This window comes from Erythrobacter sp. WG, assembly GCF_026586795.1.
GTDB lineage: Bacteria > Pseudomonadota > Alphaproteobacteria > Sphingomonadales > Sphingomonadaceae > Erythrobacter.
The window spans coordinates 33319-54826 of the sequence record NZ_JAPFGY010000021.1; the positions used below are offsets into that span (position 1 = coordinate 33319).

The 21508-nt window shown below is 67.1% G+C and carries 18 protein-coding genes and 1 tRNA gene; 8 read left to right on the top strand and 11 right to left on the bottom strand.

The window, feature by feature from the left end; all coding sequences use genetic code 11:
• Nucleotides 1–169 precede the first annotated feature (169 nt).
• Nucleotides 170–865 (bottom strand): TetR/AcrR family transcriptional regulator, encoded by a 696-nt coding sequence (locus tag OPU67_RS11410; protein WP_267619662.1) that lies wholly within the window; start codon nucleotides 863–865, stop codon nucleotides 170–172.
• A gap of 29 nt (nucleotides 866–894) precedes the next feature.
• On the opposite strand from OPU67_RS11410, the gene OPU67_RS11415 reads away from it, so the two are divergent.
• The 3 genes from OPU67_RS11415 to OPU67_RS11425 are packed head-to-tail and all read left to right on the top strand — an operon-like array spanning nucleotide 895 to nucleotide 6607.
• Entirely contained in the window at nucleotides 895–2421 is a 1527-nt protein-coding gene (locus tag OPU67_RS11415; protein WP_267619663.1) for an efflux transporter outer membrane subunit, read from the top strand.
• Nucleotides 2418–3515 (top strand): efflux RND transporter periplasmic adaptor subunit, encoded by a 1098-nt coding sequence (locus OPU67_RS11420; protein WP_267619664.1) that lies wholly within the window; start codon nucleotides 2418–2420, stop codon nucleotides 3513–3515. The genes OPU67_RS11415 and OPU67_RS11420 overlap by 4 nt, the downstream gene beginning before the upstream one ends.
• A complete protein-coding gene (locus OPU67_RS11425) occupies nucleotides 3512–6607 on the top strand; it encodes an efflux RND transporter permease subunit (RefSeq protein WP_267619665.1) in 3096 nt (1031 codons plus the stop codon). Before OPU67_RS11420 ends, OPU67_RS11425 begins: the two co-directional genes overlap by 4 nt.
• Before the next feature lie 173 nt (nucleotides 6608–6780).
• Here OPU67_RS11425 and OPU67_RS11430 read toward each other — a convergent pair whose 3' ends face one another.
• From OPU67_RS11430 to OPU67_RS11460, 7 genes are all read right to left on the bottom strand, one after another.
• Nucleotides 6781–8607 carry a M14 family metallopeptidase gene (locus OPU67_RS11430; RefSeq protein WP_267619666.1) on the bottom strand — a complete coding sequence of 609 codons (1827 nt, stop codon included), beginning with the start codon at nucleotides 8605–8607 and terminating at the stop codon, nucleotides 6781–6783.
• Nucleotides 8604–9857, bottom strand: coding sequence for a DUF3526 domain-containing protein (locus tag OPU67_RS11435; protein WP_267619667.1), 1254 nt, complete (start codon nucleotides 9855–9857; stop codon nucleotides 8604–8606). Before OPU67_RS11435 ends, OPU67_RS11430 begins: the two co-directional genes overlap by 4 nt.
• Entirely contained in the window at nucleotides 9854–10780 is a 927-nt protein-coding gene (locus OPU67_RS11440) for a DUF3526 domain-containing protein (RefSeq protein WP_267619668.1), read from the bottom strand. The genes OPU67_RS11435 and OPU67_RS11440 overlap by 4 nt, the downstream gene beginning before the upstream one ends.
• A gap of 15 nt (nucleotides 10781–10795) precedes the next feature.
• Entirely contained in the window at nucleotides 10796–11290 is a 495-nt protein-coding gene (locus OPU67_RS11445) for an ABC transporter permease subunit (RefSeq protein WP_267619669.1), read from the bottom strand.
• A complete protein-coding gene (locus OPU67_RS11450) occupies nucleotides 11287–11976 on the bottom strand; it encodes an ABC transporter ATP-binding protein (RefSeq protein WP_267619670.1) in 690 nt (229 codons plus the stop codon). The genes OPU67_RS11445 and OPU67_RS11450 overlap by 4 nt, the downstream gene beginning before the upstream one ends.
• Nucleotides 11977–12016: 40 nt before the next feature.
• Nucleotides 12017–14164 (bottom strand): TonB-dependent siderophore receptor, encoded by a 2148-nt coding sequence (locus tag OPU67_RS11455; protein WP_267619671.1) that lies wholly within the window; start codon nucleotides 14162–14164, stop codon nucleotides 12017–12019.
• 423 nt (nucleotides 14165–14587) lie between these two features.
• Nucleotides 14588–14678 (bottom strand) — tRNA-Ser (locus OPU67_RS11460).
• 80 nt (nucleotides 14679–14758) lie between these two features.
• Between OPU67_RS11460 and OPU67_RS11465 the strand changes: the two genes are divergently transcribed.
• On the top strand, nucleotides 14759–15763 hold the full coding sequence (locus OPU67_RS11465; protein WP_267619672.1) for a peptidylprolyl isomerase: 1005 nt from the start codon (nucleotides 14759–14761) through the stop codon (nucleotides 15761–15763).
• A 145-nt stretch (nucleotides 15764–15908) separates the two neighbouring features.
• Here OPU67_RS11465 and OPU67_RS11470 read toward each other — a convergent pair whose 3' ends face one another.
• A complete protein-coding gene (locus OPU67_RS11470; RefSeq protein ID WP_267619673.1) occupies nucleotides 15909–16274 on the bottom strand; it encodes a VOC family protein in 366 nt (121 codons plus the stop codon).
• A gap of 1 nt (nucleotide 16275) precedes the next feature.
• A complete protein-coding gene (locus OPU67_RS11475; protein WP_267619674.1) occupies nucleotides 16276–18366 on the bottom strand; it encodes a RelA/SpoT family protein in 2091 nt (696 codons plus the stop codon).
• A 79-nt stretch (nucleotides 18367–18445) separates the two neighbouring features.
• Between OPU67_RS11475 and OPU67_RS11480 the strand changes: the two genes are divergently transcribed.
• Entirely contained in the window at nucleotides 18446–18691 is a 246-nt protein-coding gene (locus OPU67_RS11480) for an AbrB/MazE/SpoVT family DNA-binding domain-containing protein (protein WP_267619675.1), read from the top strand.
• A gap of 1 nt (nucleotide 18692) precedes the next feature.
• Entirely contained in the window at nucleotides 18693–19094 is a 402-nt protein-coding gene (locus OPU67_RS11485) for a type II toxin-antitoxin system death-on-curing family toxin (protein ID WP_267619676.1), read from the top strand.
• A 7-nt stretch (nucleotides 19095–19101) separates the two neighbouring features.
• Here the strand turns inward: OPU67_RS11485 and hemF are convergent, their stop codons facing one another.
• Nucleotides 19102–19956: an oxygen-dependent coproporphyrinogen oxidase gene (hemF, locus tag OPU67_RS11490; protein WP_267619677.1), complete on the bottom strand. Its 855-nt coding sequence runs from the start codon at nucleotides 19954–19956 to the stop codon at nucleotides 19102–19104.
• Between the two features lie 150 nt (nucleotides 19957–20106).
• Between hemF and pdeM the strand changes: the two genes are divergently transcribed.
• Together pdeM and infC are read left to right on the top strand one after the other, a co-directional pair.
• Complete coding sequence (pdeM, locus tag OPU67_RS11495; protein ID WP_267619678.1) at nucleotides 20107–20814, top strand: ligase-associated DNA damage response endonuclease PdeM; 708 nt, start codon at nucleotides 20107–20109, stop codon at nucleotides 20812–20814.
• A 135-nt stretch (nucleotides 20815–20949) separates the two neighbouring features.
• Nucleotides 20950–21429: a translation initiation factor IF-3 gene (gene infC / locus OPU67_RS11500; protein WP_267619679.1), complete on the top strand. Its 480-nt coding sequence runs from the start codon at nucleotides 20950–20952 to the stop codon at nucleotides 21427–21429.
• The last annotated feature ends 79 nt before the right edge of the window (nucleotides 21430–21508 follow it).

Below are 21508 nucleotides of genomic sequence, written 5' to 3' on the forward strand. Positions count from 1 at the left end.
AGTTCATCCCCGCGCCCGACGCCATCCCCGTCGCGGAGGCCCGCAGGCTGCTGCGCCGCACGACCTTGGCGGTGATCCCGATCTGTCTCAGCTACCTTGGCTATGCCCGTAGGGCATCCATCGTCCGCTGAACTGCAAAAGCGTTTTCGCTCCCAGGTCCGGCACGGCGTCAGCGCGGCGCGGCGCCCTCGATGAACAGCCGCCAGCTCCGCTCCACCCAGGGTTTTACTTCCTCCTGCGCGACCGGGCGTCCGGTGACGCACCACTGCAGCAGCAGGCCCGCCGTCATCTCGAGCGCCATCTCGGCCAGCAGGGCGGGATCCTCCGGCCCCAGCTCGCCGCCCGCCTGCGCCTCGCGCACCAATTCGGTGCAGCGCGCGATCAGCGGGTCGCTGTCCGGATCATGCAGGATCGCGGCGATTTCCGGAAAGCGGATCGCCTCGGCAACGGTCATGCGGTAGAGCGCCACCATCTGCGGGTCGACGGCGGCGTGCGCGGCGCGCAGGACGATGTCCCTGAGCCGCTGGAGCGCGCTGCCCGCCTCACCCTCCTCCCCGCCGCGCGCTTCGACGATGTAGAGCATCGAGCGCTCGATGCAGGCACGGAACAGCGCCGCCTTGTCGGGGTAGCGGCGGTAGATGGTGTGCTTGCCGACCCGCGCATCGCCGGCGATCGCAGCGATCGAGGTCGCCTCGTAGCCGCGCGTCGCGAACAGGCGCATCGCGGTGTCCAGCACCTTGTCGGTCAGCTGGGCGGATTCGTCCAGACTGGGACGCCCGACGCGCACCTTGGTCTTGCAGCCTTTCATCTCGCGGGGCTCGATAAACCGCTTGCGCCGGAAAGGGAAGCCGCTATGAAACGGCACGTATCCGTTCCATTTATTGCAGCCCTGTCATGAACACCCCCCTCTCCCGCTCACGGCATACGGGCCTGATCGCGCTGCTCGGCGCGGGCGCGGTGCTGTCGGGCTGCGTGTTCGCAGGCCCCATTCGCCCGGCCGAGGTGGCCGTCCCCCCCGCCTTCGAAGGCGAGCGCGGCGCGCTTCCCGCCGCGGCGCTCGACCGCTGGTGGACCGCCTATGGCGACCCGCAGCTCGAACGGCTGATCGAAACGGCGCTGGCGCGCGGCGCCGATGCACGCGCGGCCGAGGCGCGGCTGCGCGAGGCGCGGGCGATTCGCCGCGGCGCACTCGCCGACTACAACCCGCAGGGCGACCTCAGGGCCGGGGCGCAGGGGCAGAACACCGAGTTGCTGCGCGGCGGCGATTTCGGCATCGGCAACGCGCCCGGCGCCCCGGGCACCGGGACCGGCACGGATCAGGGTCAGGGCGATCAGAACCCCTTCCTGCAACAGGGCCTCGTGCGCTCGGCCAATATCGGCTTCGATGTCTCCTGGGAGCTCGACCTGTTCGGCCGCCGCGGCGCGGCCCGGCGCGAGGCCGAGGCGAACCTTGCCGCCGCGCGCTTTGCCTACGAGGCCAGCCGGGCCAGCCTTGCCGCGCAGGTTGCGGACGCGCTGTTCGCCGCGCGCGGGCTGGCGCTGGAGCGGGAGGACGCCGCCGTCACCCTGCGCATCCAGCAACAGCTGCGCGCCACCGCCGTGACCCGCGCCGAACGCGGCCTCGGCGCGGAGACCGACGTCGCCCGGATCGACGCCGATCTCGCGGCCGCCGAGGCCGAGCTCGCCCGGCTCGACGCCGAGCTTCAGGCCAATGCCCGCGCGCTCCTCGTGCTGACCGGCACGCCCTTCGAGCCGACCGCCACGCTCCCGCTCGAGCCGCTGCTGGCCGCCCTCCCCCCCACCCCCGACGCGCTGCCGGGGGAGCTCCTCGCCCGCCGCCCCGACGTGCGCGAGGCGCAGGCGCGGCTGGCGGCGGCGGCGGGGCGCCTGAGGCTCGACGAGCTCGCTTTCTTCCCCCGCGTCACCCTGACGCCCGGCGTCGGCCTCAGCGACAGCCGCGGCGGGATCTTCGATGCGACAAGCTTCGTGTGGACCATCGCCGCCGGGATCACCGCACCTATCCTCGACCGCCCGCGGCTCGCTGCCCAGTTGCGCGGGCAGGAAGCGCGCACAGAACAGGCGGTGATCGCCTACGAGCAGGCGGTGCAGACCGCCTTCTCGGAAAGCGATCAGGCGCTCCTGCGCCTCGCCGCCGACCGCCGCCGCGTCACCGCGCTGACGGCCGGCGAGGTCCGCGCCCGCCGCGCCTTCGAGGCCGCGCAGCAGCTTTATGCGCGCGGCCTCACCGATCTTGCCACCCTGCTCGATGCAGAGCGCGCCTACCGGGCCAGTCGCACCAATGCGGTCCAGTCGCAGGTGCAGGCGCTGCGCCGTTCGGTGCAGGTCTTCAACGCCCTGGGCGGCGGCTGGAACCCTGCTGCCGCTCCCGCCTCCTCTCCCCCGCAACAGGACACCCCATGACGATCCGCGCCGGCGCGCTTCTTGGCGCCTTCCTTCTGCTCGCCGCCTGCAACAACGGGACCGAGGTCCGCAAGGAGACCCCGGAGGATCAGGCACGCGCGGTCAGCGTCACGCCGGTGGCGATGCGCCCGCTCGAGGTCGCGATCAGCGCCTCCGGCCGCCTCGTCCCGCGCGAGGAAGCGGCAGTGGGCGCCGAACTGGCGGGCTACCGCGTCGCACAGGTCCTCGCCGAGGAAGGCGACGTGGTGCGCGCAGGCGCAGTGCTGGCCCGGCTCGACGCGGGTCTCCTCGAGGGCGAGATCGCCCGCGCCCGCGCTGAAGTCGCCCGCGCCGAGGCGGGCGCCGCCCGGGCGCGGCTCGAGGCCGAGCGGGTCGACGGGCTCGACAACACGGGGGTGCTCGCCCAGGAGGCGATCGACCAGCGCCGCATCGCCCGCCGGGAAAGCGACGCAGCGCTCGCCGCTGCACGCGCGCAGCTCCAGGACCTCACCACGCGGCGCGCGCGGCTCACCCTTCGCGCGCCCGTCGGCGGCACGATCATCGCCCGCTCCATCGCCCCCGGCAGCATCTCGGGCGGGGGGACCGAGCCGCTGTTCCGGATCGCCCGGGGCAGCCTCATCGAGCTTGCCGCTGAGGTCACGGAGGCGGACCTCGCGCGCATCCGGCGGGGTGCGCCCGTCGCGGTGACGCTGCCTGACGGAACAGCCGTTTCGGGCGAGGTGCGCATGATCCAGCCGCGCATCGAGGAGGCGAACCAGCTCGGCATCGTGCGTGTCAGCCTGCCGGTGCGGCAGGATCTGAGGGCCGGAGGAACCGCCACCGCGCGCTTCGAGGGCACCGTGCGCAACGTCCTCGCCGTGCCCGAGGCGGCGATCCAGTATGGCGCACAGGGGCCTTCGGTGATGGTGCTCGCCCCCGGCAACCGCGCCAAGCGCATGGCGGTGCGCACCGGCACACGCGCGGGCGGCTACGTGGAATTGCTGCAAGGCCCCGCTGCCGGCACGCAGGTGCTGCTGAGCGGCGCAGCCTTCGTGCTCGAGGGCGACATCGTTCGCCCGGTCAAGGCCGGCGCAGCGGGAGCGCCCCGCCGATGAGCCTGCGCGTCTCTGCCTGGGGGATCAGGAACCCGATCCCCGTCTCGGTCCTGTTCCTGGCCCTCGCGCTGGCCGGGATCGCATCCTATTTTCTGCTGCCGATCAAGCAGTTCCCGGACGTCAGCTTCCCGGTCGTGCAGGTCTCCGTCACCCAGAACGGCGCGGCGCCCGGCGAGCTCGAGACTCAGGTTACCCGGCCCGTCGAGGACGCCGTGGCCGGAATCGCCGGGGTCAAGACCGTGCAATCGACCGTGGTGCTCGGCGGCTCGACCACCACCATCGAGTTCCAGATCGGCGAGGACGAGCAGAAGGTGACGGACGAGGTCCGCACCCGAATCGCCCAGATCCGCGCGAGCCTGCCGCGCGACATCGACGAGCCGATCGTCCAGCGGCTCGAGGTCACCAACGCGCCGATCGCCACCTGGGCGGTGGCGGCGCCCGGCATGACCGTCGAGCAGCTCTCGTGGTTCATCGACAATGACCTCACCCGCCGCTTGCAGGGCCTCCCCGGCGTTGCGCAGGTGAGCCGCATCGGCGGGGTCGAGCGCGAGATCAACGTCACGCTCGATCTTGATCGGATGCGCGGGCTCGGCCTCACCGCGCCCGACGTCAACCAGGCGCTATCGCGCTTCAACCTCGATGCGCCGGGCGGCACGGCCCGGGTCGGCGCGCGCGAGCAGACCATCCGCGTGCTCGGCGAGGCCGAGACGATCGACGCCCTGCGCGCGCTCACCATCCCCACCGGGCAGGGGCGACAGGTGCGCCTTGCCGACGTTGCCTCGATCGGCCCGGGCGCGGCCGAGGAACGCGCCTTCGCGCGGCTCGATGGCCGCCCGGTCGTCGGCTTCCAGGTCAACAAGACCAACCAGGCGAGCGACATCGCGGTCGAGGACGCGGTGATCGCGGCGCTCGAGCAGCTCGAGGCCGAGCGCAAGGACGTCACCGTCACCAAGCTGGTCTCGACCGTCGACGAGACCCGCGCGAGCTATTCGGCGACCGTCCACGTGCTGATCGAGGGGATGCTGCTCGCCGCGCTGGTCGTGTTCTTCTTCCTGCGCGACTGGCGCGCCACCGCCATCGCCGCGGTCGCCATGCCGCTGTCGCTGGTGCCGACCTTCACCTTCATGCTGTGGTTCGGCTTCAGCCTCAACATCGTCACCCTGCTGGCGCTGACGCTGGTGATCGGCATCCTCGTCGACGACGCGATCGTCGAGGTCGAGAACATCGAGAAGCGCATCGAGCGCGGGGAATCCCCCTACAAGGCGGCCTTCTTCGGCGCCGACGAGATCGGCCTTGCGGTGGTCGCGACCACCATGACGATCGTCGTCGTGTTCGTGCCCGTGTCCTTCATGGGCGGGATGGCGGGCCAGTATTTCCGCGAGTTCGGCCTGACGGTCGCGGTCTCGGTGCTGCTTTCGCTGCTGGTCGCGCGGCTGGTCACGCCGCTGATGGCGGCCTATTTCCTCAAGGACAAGAAACGCCACACCGAGCGGCCCCCCTTCGAGGGCCGCTACCGCCGCACGCTCGACTGGGCGCTCGACAACCGCTGGAAGGCGGTGGGGCTCGGGGGCGCGTTCTTCGCCGGATCGCTGTTCCTCGCCTCGCTGCTGCCGACCGCCTTCGTGCCGGCGACGGATTCGGGCTTCCTCTACCTCAAGCTCGAAGGCTCGCCCGGCTCGACCGCGCGCGACATGGAGCGGATCGTCGCGGACACCACCCGCATCCTGCGCCGCGAGCCCGACGTCGCCAATGTCTTCGCGCAGGTCGGCTCGACCGCGAGCGTCGGCCCCAACCTCGGCGCCGCCGGAGTGACGGACGGGACGATCACCGTGGTGCTGAAGAAGGACCGCCAGCTTTCGACCGAAGCCTTCAAGCAGACGATCCGCCCGCTGCTGCGCCGCGTGCCCGATGCGCGGGTGACGACGCAGGGCGGCTGGGGCACCGCCGACGTCGAGATCATCCTCGCCAGCAATGACGGCGACGCCCTGCAGGTCGCCGCCGACCGGCTCCAGCGCGAGATGCGCGGGCTCAAGATCATCAGCGACGTACGCACCACCACCCCGCCGCCCGGCGGCGAGCTCATCATTCGGCCTCGCCCCGCCGATGCCGCGAGGCTCAACGTCACCTCCGACGCGCTTGCCTCGATCATGCGGGTCGCGACGATCGGCGATATCGACGCGAACGTGCCCAAGCTCTCCGAGGGCGAGCGCCGCATCCCGATCCGCGTCCGCCTGCCCGAAGGCGCGCAGACCGATCTCGCCACCCTCGGCGCCTTGCAGGTGCCGACCAGCGACGGGCGCACCACCGCCCTGTCGGCGGTCGCGGACCTCAGCTTCGAGGCGGGCCCGGCGCAGATCCAGCGCTTCGACCGCGAGCGCCGCATCGCCGTGCAGGCCGACCTCAACGGCGCGCCGCTCGGCACCGCGCTCGCGGCGATCGGCGAACTGCCGGCTTTCACCAACCTTCCCGCAGGCGTGCGCCACGCGGCCTATGGCGAGGCGGCGGACCTTGCCGATCTGCAGCGGAACTTCGGCCTCGCCATCGCTGCGGGCGTGCTGCTGATCGTGGGGGTGCTGATCCTGCTGTTCAGGAGCTTCTTCCTGCCGATCACGATCCTCTCGGCGCTGCCGCTGTCGGTGGGCGGGGCGTTCCTCGCACTGCTGGTCACGGGCCTGTCGCTGAGCCTGCCGGCGATGATCGGCTTCCTGATGCTGCTGGGCCTGGCCGCGAAGAACTCGATCCTGCTGGTGGAATACGCGATCGAGCGCGAGCGTGAGGGGATGGGCCAGCGCGAGGCGATCATCGCCGCCTGCCGCGAACGCGCACGGCCGATCGTTATGACGACGCTCGCGATGATGGTCGGGATGCTGCCCACCGCGCTCGCCATCGGCGAGGGCGCCGAGTTCCGCCAGCCGATGGCCGTGGCGGTGATCGGCGGGCTGATCTCCTCGACCGTGCTTAGCCTTGTGCTGGTGCCGGTCGTCTACGAGATCATCGACGGCTTCGAGCGGCGGATCAAGCCGCGCCTCGCCGCGCTCGTGACCGCCCCGCCCGAGGATGCGCACCGACTTGATGCCGAAGGGGCCGGCTAAAAGGGGCGCCCCAAAGTCCGGTGGCGGAGCAGGAGGGGTTGGATCTGACGTCCCGAACCATCACTAATGAAGAGAGATTTTTCGGGACTATCTAATTTTCTCCCACTCCATACCCCGGATTCCTGGCGAGCCTGCACGCCCGGGCTTGAAGCGCTTGGATTAGGGCAGCCGCTTTACGGTATGGCGGCTCCGTACCTTTCGTGGTGGGCTTCGCTCAGTTCCCTTCCGATCGGATAGATCGGCAGTGGCTTGGCGCCAAAAGGCGTGACGGCCATCAGCCAATCAAGCCGGGCCTTCGCATCAGTGGCATTGCCAAGATCAAGCCCGAGCCATTCGTCGAAGGCACGCTTCAGGTCAGGGTTCTGGGCCAGCATGGCCTCCGCCAGCGGGACAGAATTGTATCGTTCAAGGCTCGCGCGCGGTTCCAGCAGACGGTGGAAGAAGCCCCATGAAAACACAGAATCCACCGCCTCCGGTTCGAGCAGTGCCGCCGCAAGCAGGCCGCGCGGCTGATTGTAGGGAACCCGTAGGGAGCCTGCTGGCATGGTGACCGGGCTCATCTCGTGCACCATTTCGCCGGCCATGCGCACGCGGGTATCATAGACCGGCTCCAACCGGGCATTGCGGATTGCGACCTGATCCAGCGTCATCGTGCGCGGCGTGTCGGTGCGTTCATAGGCAATGCCATGGAGGTCCAGCAGTGCGATCACCGCCGTCTCGTGCGCAGGCACCCACCAGGCGGCGGGCAAGGTGACCGAGGCAGCCGGGCGCTGACCGTTCACCGGCATCTGCCATTGTTCGGTGTGGCCCAGATAGCGCACTTCCTCCACCCCCGTTGCGGGTGAGGTGTAGCGTTCATAAGCAACCCCGGTGAACGGGATCGTCTCGATCGGGGTGTCATCCCGTTCCCATCGCACCACCAGCGTTTCGGGCCGCGCCGCGCGGTCTGCGGCAATGGCCGCTTGCAGCGCGGGCAAATCGCTCGCGGCGGTCTGCAGGGCGCCTTCGATCATCGCGTAGGCGCCGAGCACCCGCTGGCGATAGGGCTTCAAATTGTGCATCTCGACGAGCACGGTGGGGATGCGCGCGTAATCACCGTATCCTGTGGAATAGCGCGGCCCCTCTGAGGACACGCGCAGACCCTTGGTGATGTCGCTCGGGTCGATCGCGGCAGGGTAGAAATGGGGGTTGTGGCCCATGCTGCGAACGTGGTCGTCGACCCCGCTCTGGAACACCCCATTGAGCCAGCGCGTGATCGCTTCGGACTGTGCATAGCGGCCCCATCCCGCGAAGGTGTAGGTCACATCATAGCCGTGGTCGAACCCGTCCGAGACGTGCACATCCACATACAGCACCGGATCAGCTTCGCGCAGCAAACGCAGCATCGCGCGGGTTTCGGGGGCGTCGGCCTTGGCGTAATCGCGGTTGAGGTTGATGCCTTGCGGCGTGTTGCGGGTGCCGGGATTATCGGGGCCGCGCAAGTGGGGGCCGTTCAAGGGACTGGCGCGTTCGTGACCGTCGATGTTGTAGATTGGCACGAACAGGAGATCCACCGCGTCAACCAGCCCCGATTTGCCGCGCAGGGCGATGTCGCGCAGCAGCATCAGGCCCGCGTCCTTGCCATCGATTTCGTGCGCGTGGATGCCCGCCTGCACCAGCACCGCGGGCTTAGCCACTGGGCCCTTACGCACACGCACGTAGTAGAGATCGCGCCCCTCGGCAGTCGTGCCAAAAGAGTGGAGGCTCACCAGCGGGGAAGCTGCGGCGAGACGTTCGAGCCACGCACGGGTCTCGGTATAGCTTGGCGTTATGCGGAAGCCGTCACGCTCGGCAGGCGTGATCCACGGGTCATCGCTGGGCGCGATCAGTGCTTGGCTCGCGCCTTGCCAGGGCAGTTCGGGCGGCAGCGGGGGGCGGTTTTGCGCGTGGCTGGCCGCTGCCCACAGCAGACTGGCCACAAAAAACCCTGAACGCTTTCGCACCGCAAATCCCTCCGTCATTCGGACGCCGGGGTAAAGGCGGGTGCCATTTCGAGCAAGGCAGGATCATAGGGCGGATCGCGGAACAGGAGCGGGTAGTGGAACGCACGAAGGCGCGCATGATAGGCGCGCACCTCGTCTTCATAGGCGATCATTGCGGCGGCATCGGTGCCGGCAAGATGCTGGAAATAACGTTCCACCAGCGATGCAGGCGAGAACAGCGCCGCCCGGCCCGCCGCCGCATCGCGGGCCAGCCGCCCGGCGCGGTATTGCTGCGACAGGGGCTCGGCTGTCTGGTCGCCGACCTGCTGGAAAGCGAAATACCACTTCCACGAGAACGCCGGGCCAACATCGCCATATTCGGCCCATTGCGGGTGGCTTTCAAGGAAGGGCTGCATGGTCGCCTCCTTGGGGATATCCCACGCGCCGTTTACGCTTTCGCGCTGGAGCAGCAGGATATCGCCCCCATCGGGCACCGGATGCCGCGCATCGATCACCGCCCCAGAAAGCGCGGGCAGCAGCAGCGACAGCGAGAGCCATACCCCGATCAGGACGGTGAGGATGGTGGCGGGTGCGGTGTTGATCCTGCCGATCCGGTCAGCGATGAGCCACCACACGCCCAGCATCGCCAGCACCATCGCACTGGCCCGCGCCACGACGCCTGCGCCTGCGCCTTCGATTGCCGCGCCACCCCAGAACGGCACGAGCAGCGCAAGTGCCAGCGCGGCGAAGCGCACCCCTGCGCGTGGGCCCCACACCGCGCGCTCACGCCCGGCGGTGGCGAGCAGACGATCGTGCCGCCCCGCCACCCGCTCGCCCCCGCGCAGATCGTAGAGCAACAGGATCAGCAACAGCGGCGCGACTGTCGCGGCCAGAAAGGCAAAGTCGAACCGGCCGACCAGACCGAAATCGGCATTGCGGGTGTCGGCCTCGTGGATCTGCCCTTCCAGCGCCAGCATCCGCACCCGATGCAGCCAAGGGCTTGCATCGCGCTGACCCAGCGCAGCGAAGGCGAACTCGGATGGCGGGGCATAGGTGAGGTGGAAGGCATAATAGGCCGCCCCGCCCCAGTCCGATTGGCCGGCAATCGCATTGGCCCGGTCAGCCGCGTCCTCTTCGATCAGCACCGCGATGGTAGCGCGCTGTTCGCGCACCTCGGCGATACCGAAGCTGACGGCGGCGACCGACAGCGCGAAGGTCAGCGCAAGCCACACGATCGCGGCCCGGTCGCGCAGCATGAAGCGCGTCTCGCGCAAGACGGCGGCAATCACGGCTGCAACCTGCGCGCGCCGAAGGCAATCAGGGCTGCCAGTGCAGCCAGCCACCCGGCCAGCAATGTCAAAGGCAGAAGCGCACGCGACAGGCGATCACCCGGCGCATCGGGGGCGAAGCGGAAGGTGTCAAGCACCCGCCACGCCTCGGCGTTCACACGCGTGCGGGCCTCGGCTTCGGGATCGGATGATCGCTTGGAATCGTCGGCATAGGTCAGCTCGGTCGCGTGCATGTCATTCAGCGCCTGCACAAAGCCGAACCGCACCGCCTCTGCCTCGCGCAGGAAGCGGTGATGGGTGGCAAGATCGGTTCCTGCCAGCGCGCGCGAGGCCGCGCCCACCGCCAGCGTCGGCGAGGCGATCGCAAAGGCACCGAAAACCTGCGATTGCCGCGCTTCGGCCTGCATCCGGCGTGTCGCATATTCATTGAGCAGCCGGGTCAGCTTTTCTTCCGATGCGCCTGCCACAACCCCACGAAAGTTGACCGGCAATTCCTCGACGGTCGCCACGCCATAACGGTCGAGCAGATCCTGCTTGAGCTTGTCGAAGGCCGGATCGGCGGCATTGTGGCCATCGCCCAGCTTGCGCTCTTCCGCGAGCATGACGAGATCGCTCTCGATCTTGCCGGGGGCATCCACGAGGGTGCTTGCGGCATTGATGCCGACGCGTGGCACCACCAGCACCATCGCCAGCCAGCACGCCGCCAGCACGCCAAGCGCTGCGGAACGGGCGCGCACCAGCGTTGAAACCGCCAGCACCAGCGCCGCCCACACCATCAGATAAAGCCCGTAGCCCGCGACGAGTGCCAGTGCCGGGCCTGCCGCCTCGCCAGCTGCCACGCCATAGAGGGCAATTACCGCCAACGGCAGCATGAACACCGCCACCACCGCCAGCAGCGCCAGCGCCTTGCCGCCTGCCAGCATCAGCCCGGTTTGGCCTTACGCCAGCAGCACCGCGAGCGTCCCGCTCTCGCGCTCGCGCAGCACCACGCCGTGACCGATGATGATCAGCAGCAGCGGCAGCAGCAGTTGATACAGCGCCGCCGGGGTCAGCGCGGCAAAGCCGCCCATGTTGGCAGAGGCCTTGGCATCGGCAAACATCGCGGTGTTCTGGCGATGGCCTTCAAGGAAGATCGATTGCCCGGTGACCGCATCCACTCCCGGATCGAACACGGCAAGCGGCGGTGGCAGGCGGAAGGCATAGTGGCCGTAATGCACCATGCGGTGCGGGTGACGATCGGGCTGGGAGAAGAACGCCGTCTCGGCCGCCTCCTGCTGCGCGGCGCGCTGAACGCCTTGTGTGCTCAGCCGGTTCAGCGTCAGCGCGCCGGTGGCCGCGATCAGCACCGCGACGATCAGCATAGCGCCCACCACCATGCGCGAACGTAGCCACAGCCGCCATTCCTCGCGCGCGATCCTGAAGGCGGGGCTCATGCCGCAGCGCGCCCGGCAAAGGCGGCATGGACGGCTTCGGTGTCGATCCGGCCCTCTGCTCCGGCCGTAAAGCTACCCACCAGTCGCCCGTCGCGCAGCAGGCCCACCCGGTCCGCCACATGGCATGCGCCATAGACGTCATGGGTCACCATCAGGATGGTGCGCCCCTGATCGGCGAGCGATCGAACCATCGCGTGAAATTCATCAATCGCCACCGGATCGAGCCCCGAAGTCGGCTCGTCGAGCAACAGGATCGGCGTCTCGCGCAGCAGCGCCAGCGCAATCGCGGTCTTCTGGCGCATCCCCTTCGAAAAGGACTGCATCCGCCGCGCCCTTGCCTCAGGCGGCAGCGCTACCCGATCGAGGCTTTCGTCCATCGCCGCCCGGCTCACCTCTTTGTCGGCAAGGCCGAGGAAATAGTCGAGGTTTTCGTAAGCCGTCAGATGGCCATAAAGCGTCGCCGCCTCAGGCAGATAGGAAATCGCCGCGCGTGCGGCGGCGATATCGGCGTGCACCTCGCGCCCCTCCACTCGCACATGCCCGCCAGCAGGGGTGAGAAACCCCAAAAAGGCCAGCAACGTGGTGGATTTACCCGCCCCGTTGCCGCCAAGCAGCGCATAGGTCTCCCCCGCCGCGACGCTGAAGGAGACATCGTCGAGCACCGGTTTGCCGTCGCGCGCGATCACAAGGGATTGCGCTTCGAGCCTGATCGTCATCGGCTGGCCTCTAGAACCTGTAGCTGGCCGTCACCCGCGCGGTGCGGGGGCTTCCGGGCAGCAGCCACAATTGCGAAAAGGAATTGGCGAACCAGCGGGTGTTAAACAGGTTGTCGATATCGGCGCGCAAATGCACCCCGCCGCCGATCTCGCCTTCGGCGAACAGGCGCGCCAGAGTGTAGGCGGGCAAATCGAAATCGCGCCCGACTTCGCCCAGGCGATTGCCGACATGGAGAACTCCGCCGCCAAAGCGAACATCGCGCTCCGCCACTCGTGCAGTGTAAGCCAGCTGCACGTTCAGGGTATGATCGGGGATGTTCAGCAAGCGGCTGCCCGCAGGCACCGGCAGGCCGAAATTTGGGTCGGCCACGGCGTTATCGACCTGCGCATCGACATAGGCATAGGACACCCACAGATCGAGGCCCGGCGCGATTTGCCCGTTGATGTCAAATTCGAATCCTTTGCTGCTCGCTTCGCCCGCCGCAATCTGGAAATCGGCGTTGACCGGGTCGGCCACCAGAATGTTCGACTGGCGGATCGAAAACACGCTCGCCGTAGCGCTGAGGCGGCCATTGCGGGACGCATACTTCACCCCGCCCTCAATCGCTTCGGACTGGTTGGGATCGAAGGCATTGCCGCCGAAATCAGTGCCCGACAGCGGGCGGAAATTCTCGCCATAGGTGGCGTAGAACGCGATTTGCGGCGTCACCTGATAGACCAGCCCCGCTTGTGGGCTGAAACGGTCGGTTGCGAAACGGGTGATGCGGCCATTGGCGCGATTAGTGACGGCCTGCGAATAATCGTCATACCGCCCGCCGATGCGCAGCTGCAGGGCTTCGTTGAAGCTGATCTGGTATTGGCCATAGATGCCCGTGCTTTTCTGCACCTCGACCCGGTCAGTCAGCGGGCCGGGGGTTGCGGGCGGGAAGCGGCCATAGACCGGATTGAACACATCAATGGCCTGCAATTGCTGCTGGCTGGGATTGGTCGCAAGGCTGGGCGCGCGGACGCGCAGGAACACCTGATCGTTTTCGAACCGGTCGGTGTCGACGCCGATCAGGACCCGATGGCCGATATCGCCGCTCGTGAAATTGCCAGCGATCTCGCCGCGCGCGACGAAGTATTCGGCATCATACTGGCGAAAACGGCGCTGGCGGGTGAGCGTGCGACCATCGCGCAGCAACAGCTGGCGGCTGCCGGTGAGTTCTGCCTCGGTTGAGAAACCGCTCAGTTCCGTATCGCGGTAATTGACCCCGAACAGGGCGCTCCAATTGTCGGAGAAATCGTGCTGCAATTCGATTTGATGGCCGAAGACTTTCGCAATGTTCGGCCCATCGCCCGGCTCCCCCAGAAAACGGCTGCGTGGCACCGCGTCAACATCCCCGTTGATCGCCACCACCCCGCGATCGAACGGAACTTCCTGGCGAGCATATTCCAGTTCGTACACCAGCCGGGTCGCGTCAGAGAACTTGATCGCGACTGACGGCATGAACCCGTAACGCTGCGTCTCGATGGTGTCGCGGAAACTGCCCGCATCCTCGAAGAAGCCGACAAGGCGCACCCCGACGGCATCCGAAAGCGTGGTTTGGACATCAGCCTCGCCGCGCCAGAAATCGAACGATCCGCCCATCATGCGGACTTCGCCTGCGGTCTCGAACCGCGGGCGCTTGGTGACGAGGTTGATAGTGCCGCCCGGCTCGCCGCGCCCGAAGAGCGCGGCGCGGGGGCCCTTGAGCACTTCCACCGATTCGATCCCGGCGATGTCGCGGGGTCCGGCAAAGCCCCGCCCGGCGTTGAAGCCGTTCACAAGGTAATTGCTCGGCAGGTTTTCGTCGCCAGCGAAACCGCGAATGGCAAAGGCATTCCACAGCCCGCCAAAGTTGTTCTGCCGCGCTACCGAAGCTGAAAGATCAAGCGCACTGACCAGATCGAGCGCATTGACATCGCGCAGTTGCTGCTGGCCGATGACCTGTTCGGCCTGCGGAATTTCCAGCTCGGCAAATTCACCGCGATAGGCCTGCCGGGTGGCGGTGACGGTGATCTGGCCGCTTGCATTCTCGGGCGCGGTCTCCTCCAGGGTTTCAGCAAAGGCGGGCGCGGCGAGACCCAAAAGAGGCATCGCGACACTGACAAGAGCGTGCGTGCGGCAGAGCGACATGAAATTTCCCCGTTAACGATTGGCCCGGTTGAGGTTGCAAAACGAGCTTGCCGATCGCGCGGTCCGCCAGATGTTACAACGTTACATCGCGCTCTAGGCAAACAGAGTTACAAGTCAATCGGGTCTTTATTCGATCGGCACTCGTTCCGAACGGCGATAGGGCAGGGTCGATGCCAGAAGCCATCTGGTCATGCCAGCGTCACTGGTACGCACCCATCAAGACCGCCTGCAACTGATTGACAGGCTCGACGTCGATCAGATCGCAATGATGGGATCTTGAGAGCCCTCGATGCCCGCACCTTCGGGTGGACAACCGACGATGCAGTTCATTGGTCGCTCCGAGGGCCAAGCACTGCCTTCTTCGGGGAGCGGTTGTGGCAACACGAGCAATTTAAGCTGAAAAATTCAACGATTAGCGAGGGGTGGCGGAGCAGGAGGGATTCGAACCCTCGATACGCTTTTGACGTATACACACTTTCCAGGCGTGCGCCTTCGACCACTCGGCCACTGCTCCGTTTGCCGGCTAGGGCAAGGGGGGGCCGATAGCCGCGAATGGATTGCTTCGCAAGGCGCGTGGTGGCACCAAGCGCGGCCATGAGAACTCTGCTTCCGGCCGCCTCGGCTGCGCTCGCCCTGACCGTGCCGCTTGCCGCGCAGGACGCCGCGAAGCCGGCCGCGCCCGCCCCTTCCGAGATCGTCGCTGCTGCACCCCGGGCCGACTGGACGCCGATCCCGGCCGAGGACCTGCTGGTGATGACCCTCGCGCCCGATGCCGATGGCAAGCCGCGGCAGGTGGTGATCCAGCTTATCCCTGCGCCTTTCTCGCAAGGCTGGGTGCACAACATCCGCCTGTTGGCGCGGGCCAAGTGGTACGACGGCATCTCGGTCAACCGGGTGCAGGACAATTACGTCACCCAGTGGGGCGATCCCAATTACGACAACCCGGAAGCGACGGGGAAGCCGAAGCCCTTGCCCCAGGGGCTGAAGGTGATGACGCAGGCTGAGTATGCGGCTCCGGCAAGCATCATCTGCTGCGACATCAACGGCAACCACAACATCCCCAAGCAGGGCTGGTGGCCCAGATCGGACCATTTCCGGCTGAGGGATTCCTACTCGCAGAACCCCGGAATACTGAACGGGTTTCCCGCCGCACATGATCGCACCTCGGTCTGGCCCACCCACTGCTACGGGATGGTCGGCGTCGGGCGGAACTACTCGCCCGACACGGGATCGGGCGCGGAGCTTTACACCGTGATCGGTCATGCGCCGCGGCACCTCGACCGCAACATCGCGCTCGTCGGGCGGGTGGTCGAGGGGATGCAGTTCCTCTCCTCGCTCCCCCGGGGTTCGGGCGATCTCGGGTTCTACACCGCCGCAGAGGCAGACAAGCGCACCCCGATCCTGACGGTCCGGGTGGCGAGCGACCTGCCGCCTGCCGAGCAGCCGAAGTTCGAATACCTCTCGACCGAGAGCGGGACCTTCGCGGCCTATGCCGAGGCCATCGCCAACCGGCGCGATCCCTTCTTCATCGTTCCGGCAGGGGGCGCGGACATATGCAACATCAAGGTGCCAGTGCGGCGGGTCGTGGCCGGACAGTGAGCCCCGGCAGTGTTTCACGTGAAACACACAAGAGCGCCCGGCAAGAAGGGGTCTAAGCAGGGTCTGGGAGGGGTCTAGGCCGGGTCTGGGCCGGGTCTGGGCCCGGGCAAGGCCGCGTTGACGCTGCCCCAAGCGCCGCCTGGCATCAGCCGGCCGCGCGCTCCATCAGTTCGATGCGGTTGCCGAAGGGATCTTCGGTGAAGAACCGCGCGTAGCCGGCAATCGGCGCGTCGTCGCGCACCACGCAGCCCGCCTCGACCAGCCGCGCGCGCAGGCCGGCGAGATCCTCGACCAGGAATGCCGGGTGCGCCTTTCTAGCGGGGCGGAAGTCGGGATCGACGCCGATGTGCAGCGCCGCGCCGCCGCCGGTGAACCAGCAGCCGCTCGGCGACAGGCTCGAAGGCTTCGGCACCTCGACCATCCCGAGCAGCCCCACGAAGAACGTCCGCGCCCGATCCTCGCCGCCCGCCGGGATCGCCAGCTGGATGTGATCGAGCCCGATGACGCCCAAGCTACTGCCGCTCCGCCTGCGCCACCGCGTCGCTCGCGCGCAGGGCCGAAACGATGCGGTTCAAATGCCCCGCGTCCTGCACCTCGACCTCGATGTCGTAGGTCACGAAAGGCGGATCGAGCTGCGACTGCATCAGACGGATGATATTCGCCTTGTTCTGCGCGAAGATCCCCGCCATCTCGGCGAGCGTCCCCAGCCGGTCGTAGATCGTCACCGACAGCTGCCCCGCCGCCCCGACCGAACGGCTGCCCCAGGCAAGGTCGATCCAGTCGCTGTCGACGCCGCTCGCAAGCTCGAGGCAGTCGATCGCGTGGACCAGCACCGGCTCGCCCTTGCGGCGGATGCCGATGATGCGGTCGCCGGGCACGGGGTGGCAGCAGGTCGCGAGCTCGAAGGCGACGCCGGGGGTGAGGCCGCGGATCGAGATCGCCCGCTCGCGCCGGGTCCAGTCCTCGTCCTCGTCGATCCCGGCGGTGCAGCCGGGGACCAGCGCCTCCATCACCGCGCGGTCCGAGATCTTGGCCGCGCCGATCGCGTACATGAGGTCGTCCGGCTCCTCCATCCCGAGCCGTTCCACCGCCTCGCGGATCGCCTTCTTGCCGATCTTGGCGGGCACGCGGGCGGAGATCTCGTCGAACAGCTTGGCGCCGATGCTGGCGACCTCGGCGCGCTCCTTCATGCGCACCGCGCGGCGGATCGCGGCGCGGGCCTTGCCGGTGACGACGAAGGCGAGCCAGGAGAGCTGCGGGCTGGCGTGGGGGTTCTTGATGATCTCCACCACGTCGCCATTGGCGAGCGGCGTCCGCAGCGGCATATGGCGCCCGTTGATCTTCACGCCCGCCGTTTCCAGCCCCAGCCTGGTGTGGACCGCAAAGGCGAAGTCGACCGCGGTCGATCCCTTGGGCAGCTGGAACAGCGCGCCCTTGGGGGTGAAGGCGAAGATGCGATCCTGATAGATCGCCATGCGGGTGTGCTCGAGCAATTCCTCGGCATCATGGCTGGCATCGACGATCTCGATGAGGTCCCTGAGCCAGCCCACCTCGCCATCAGGCCGGTCGCCCTGCTTGTAGGCCCAGTGCGCGGCGAGACCGAACTCGTTGCGGCGATGCATCTCGCGGGTGCGGATCTGCACCTCCACGCGCATCGAGTTCTCGTACATCAGCGAGGTGTGCAAGGACCGATAGCCGTTCGACTTGGGGGTCGAGATGTAATCCTTGAAGCGGCCCGGCAGGAACTGCCAGGTGGTGTGAAGGATGCCGAGCGCCCGGTAGCAATCCTCCTCGCTTTCGGTGAGGACGCGGAAGGCCATGATGTCGGTGACCTGCTCGAAGCTGACATGGCGCTCCGACATCTTGTGCCAGATCGAATAGGGGTGCTTCTCGCGCCCGTAGACCTCGACCTTGAGCCCGGCCTCGGCAAGGCGCTGCTTGATCTTCAGCGCGATGGCATCGACCTGCCCGCCGTCCTGCGAGCGCAGTTGTTCGAGCCGGTTCGTGATGGTGGCATAGGCCTCCGGCTCCAGCTCGCGGAAGGCCAGCGCCTGCATTTCGTGCATATACTCGTACATCCCCACCCGCTCGGCGAGGGGGGCGTAGATATCCATCGTCTCGCGGGCGATGCGCTGGCGCTTTTCGGGCTTCTTGATGAAGTGGAGCGTGCGCATGTTGTGCAAACGGTCCGCAAGCTTCACCAGCAGCACGCGGATGTCCTCGGACATGGCGAGCAGGAACTTGCGCAGGTTTTCGGCCGCGCGCTCGTTCTCGGGCATGGCCTCGATCTTGGAGAGCTTTGTCACCCCGTCCACCAGCCGCGCGACCTCGGGGCCGAAATGGGCCTCGATGTCGTCGATGGTGGCGAGCGTGTCTTCCACGGTGTCGTGGAGCAGTGCGGTGATGATGGTCGCCTGGTCGAGCTTGAGGTCGGTCATTAGCCCCGCGACCTCGACCGGGTGACTGAAGTAGGGATCGCCGCTCGCGCGTTTCTGCGAGCCGTGCTTCTGCACGGTGTAAACATAGGCGCGGTTGAGCATCGCCTCGTCGGCGTCGGGGTCGTAATCGAGGACCTTCTCGACGAGTTCGTATTGGCGGAGCATCTTGGGGAATATGTGCGCCGCAGCATCACGGGGCAAGGGCGGAGTTGTCCTCGGCGCGAAAGGGCGTTATAACCGATGTATGAACAAGCCGTCAAATCATGCCCGCAGCATCAAGGTCACGCGCATCGGCAACTCGGCCGGCATCATCCTGCCCAAGGAGCTCTTGGCACGCCTCAGGGTGGACATTGGCGATGATGTCTATGTGTCCGAAGCGGCGGACGGCCTGCGTGTCACAGCCTCTGATCCCGATTTCGAGATGCTGATGGATATGGCCGAGGGCATCATGCGCAAGGACCGTGACATCCTCAAGGTTCTCGCGAAGTAGCATGACGGCTGGACGCCGGGAGCCGATCTGGCTCGACAGCCGCATCGCACACGCGGTCCACGACCGGCAGCTTGCCGAACACGGCGGCGGGGCCGGCGTGCGGGACGAGGGTGCGTTGGAGTCGGCGCTGGCACGACCGATCAACCAGTGGGCCTATGGATCTGACGATCTTGTCGCCCTGGCTGCGGCCTATGCCTATGGTATCGCCCGCAACCATCCCTTCGTGGACGGCAACAAACGCACAGCGTGGATTTTCGCCCGCCTCTTCCTCATGGCTAACGGGGTCGAAATCCACTTCGACAAGGTCGAGGCCATCAACATCGTCATCGCCCTTGCCGCAGGCGAACTTTCCGAAGAGGAACTCGCCGACTGGTTCCGCAAGCGGGTGGTCTCGGCCGGTTAGTCGCGCGCTATGACCACGTCGCTCTGGGCGGCAGGCTCATCAGGATCGCGTCGATGTTGCCGCCGGTCTTGAGGCCGAAGATCGTGCCGCGGTCGTAGACGAGGTTGAACTCGGCATAGCGGCCGCGGAATTCGAACATCTGCGCCTCGTCCGCCGCATCGAAGGGCTGGTTCATGCGCTTCCTGACGATCGCGGGGAAGACCTCGAGGAACTGCTTGCCGATGTCCTGGATGAAGGCGAAGTTCGCCGCGAAGCTCGTATCGTCGGTGCATTCGAGGTGGTCGCAGAAGATCCCGCCGACACCGCGATGGACCTTGCGGTGGGGGATGTAGAAGTAGTCCTCCGCCCACTTGGCATAGCGTTCGTAGTAATCGCTCCCGTGCGGATCGCAGGCGGCGCGCATCGCGTCGTGGAAGGCAGCCGTGTCCTCGGCGTAGGGGATCGGCGGGTTCAAGTCCGCGCCCCCGCCGAACCACGCCTTGGTGGTGGTGAGGAAGCGGGTGTTCATGTGGACGGCGGGCACGTGCGGGTTGGTCATGTGCGCGACGAGGCTGATGCCGGTCGCGGCAAAGCCGGGGTTCTCCGCGCTCGCCCCGTTGATGCTGCCGGCGAATTCCTTGGCAAAGCTGCCGCGCACGGTCGAGACGTTGACGCCGACCTTCTCGAACACCTTGCCCTTCATGAGGCCCTGCACCCCGCCGCCGGGATCGGGATTGCCCTCCTCGTGCCGGTCCCAGGCGGTGTACTGGAAGGCGGCGTCAGACCCCGCCTCGCGCTCGATCGCCTCGAATTCGGCGCAGATCTGGTCGCGCAAGGATTCGAACCACGCGCGGGCCTCGGCGCTCTTGTCCGACCAATCCATGTTCAGCCACCCTCCCGTTCGCCCTGAGCTTGTCGAAGGGCTGCGCTTCCTGTTGCCTGTCCGATAGAAGAAAGGGCAGGCCTTCGACAAGCTCAGGCCGAACGGAAATTTTCAGTTGTGCGAGACTTGGGCATCAGCCACAGCAGCCCGATGGTTCGCGCTATGTTCGCCCCCTTCGCCTTCGCCGGTCACGAGCTTGCCCTCGGGGCCGCGCGCGCTCTCTACTGGCCGGCGGAGCGGGCGCTGCTGGTTGCCGACCTCCACCTGGAGAAAGCGAGCTGGTTTGCCGCAAGGGGCCAGATGCTGCCGCCCTACGACAGCCGCGACACGCTCGAGCGGCTGGCCGACGCCGTGAAAGCGACCGGCGCACGGCGGGTCATTACGCTGGGCGACAATTTCCACGACGATGCGGGCGCGCTGCGGCTTGATCCCCACGCTTGCGGAATGCTCGAGGCGCTGACCCGTGCGCTCGACTGGGTGTGGATCACCGGCAACCACGACGAGGCGCTGCCACGCGGCTTCGGCGGCACGATCCTGCCCGAACTCGCCATCGGCGGCGTGATCCTGCGCCACGAGGCCCGCCCCGGAGAGACCGCCCCGGAGCTGTCCGGCCACTATCATCCCAAGCTCAGGATCAGCGTCAGGAACCGCAACATCGCCCGGCCCTGCGCCGTCTTCGGTCGTAGCGCCGGCGGGGGCGATCGGATGATCCTCCCCGCTTTCGGCTCGCTGACCGGCGGGCTCGATGCCGGCCATCCGGAGATCCTCGGCGCGCTGCAACCGGCCCGCCGCATCGAGGCGCTGATGCCCGCCGGCGGGAAGATCGCGCGCTTCCCGCTGTGGCAGGCAGCGGCGTGAGACTCCACCTAGCGCTGCCTTCGGTTTCGCACTACATAGCCGCCACCAGACACGACTTCAGGAGAATGCCCCATATCTCGTCCACCCCGGCGCTCGTTGGCCCCGCCCGTCAAAAGCGGCCCTCGCTACGATTTCATGATCAACGTCCCCAAGGTCCGCGTCATCGACGATGAAGGCGAAAACCTGGGCGTGATGTACACCCGCGAAGCGATCGAACAGGCCAACGAAAAGGGCCTGAACCTCGTCGAAGTGTCCCCCAACGCGGACCCGCCGGTGTGCAAGTTCCTCGATGTCGGCAAATATCGCTACGAGGCGCAGAAGAAGGCGAACCTCGCGCGCAAGACGCAGAAGACGCAGGACATCAAGGAAGTGAAGATGCGTCCGAACATCGACACGCATGATTATGACGTGAAGATGCGCAACGTCCACAAGTTCATCGACCAGGGCGACAAGGTGAAGATCACCCTGCGCTTCCGCGGCCGTGAAATGGCGCACCAGCACCTCGGGATGGACCTTCTGAAGAAGGTGCAGGACGACGTCGCCGAATACGCCAAGGTCGAGGCTTTCCCGCGCCTCGAAGGCCGCCAGATGCTGATGGTGCTCGCGCCGAAGTAGGCACCCGGCCGGCAACGAATCGGACAGGGGCGGGCCGCGCGGTTTCCGCCCCTTTTCCTTGCCCCTCATCCCGCTGCGG

What these genes read in the sequence shown, in the direction of transcription:
- OPU67_RS11430 (WP_267619666.1), bottom strand. Translation starts at nt 8,607, where the DNA reads ATGACGGAGGGATTTGCGGTGCGAAAGCGTTCAGGGTTTTTTGTGGCC.
- OPU67_RS11425 (WP_267619665.1), top strand. Translation starts at nt 3,512, where the DNA reads ATGAGCCTGCGCGTCTCTGCCTGGGGGATCAGGAACCCGATCCCCGTC.
- OPU67_RS11445 (WP_267619669.1), bottom strand. Translation starts at nt 11,290, where the DNA reads ATGAGCCCCGCCTTCAGGATCGCGCGCGAGGAATGGCGGCTGTGGCTA.
- OPU67_RS11465 (WP_267619672.1), top strand. Translation starts at nt 14,759, where the DNA reads ATGAGAACTCTGCTTCCGGCCGCCTCGGCTGCGCTCGCCCTGACCGTG.
- pdeM (WP_267619678.1), top strand. Translation starts at nt 20,107, where the DNA reads ATGGTTCGCGCTATGTTCGCCCCCTTCGCCTTCGCCGGTCACGAGCTT.
- infC (WP_267619679.1), top strand. Translation starts at nt 20,950, where the DNA reads ATGATCAACGTCCCCAAGGTCCGCGTCATCGACGATGAAGGCGAAAAC.
- OPU67_RS11415 (WP_267619663.1), top strand. Translation starts at nt 895, where the DNA reads ATGAACACCCCCCTCTCCCGCTCACGGCATACGGGCCTGATCGCGCTG.
- OPU67_RS11475 (WP_267619674.1), bottom strand. Translation starts at nt 18,366, where the DNA reads ATGCTCCGCCAATACGAACTCGTCGAGAAGGTCCTCGATTACGACCCC.
- OPU67_RS11480 (WP_267619675.1), top strand. Translation starts at nt 18,446, where the DNA reads ATGAACAAGCCGTCAAATCATGCCCGCAGCATCAAGGTCACGCGCATC.
- OPU67_RS11455 (WP_267619671.1), bottom strand. Translation starts at nt 14,164, where the DNA reads ATGTCGCTCTGCCGCACGCACGCTCTTGTCAGTGTCGCGATGCCTCTT.
- OPU67_RS11420 (WP_267619664.1), top strand. Translation starts at nt 2,418, where the DNA reads ATGACGATCCGCGCCGGCGCGCTTCTTGGCGCCTTCCTTCTGCTCGCC.
- OPU67_RS11485 (WP_267619676.1), top strand. Translation starts at nt 18,693, where the DNA reads ATGACGGCTGGACGCCGGGAGCCGATCTGGCTCGACAGCCGCATCGCA.
- OPU67_RS11440 (WP_267619668.1), bottom strand. Translation starts at nt 10,780, where the DNA reads ATGCTGGCAGGCGGCAAGGCGCTGGCGCTGCTGGCGGTGGTGGCGGTG.
- hemF (WP_267619677.1), bottom strand. Translation starts at nt 19,956, where the DNA reads ATGGATTGGTCGGACAAGAGCGCCGAGGCCCGCGCGTGGTTCGAATCC.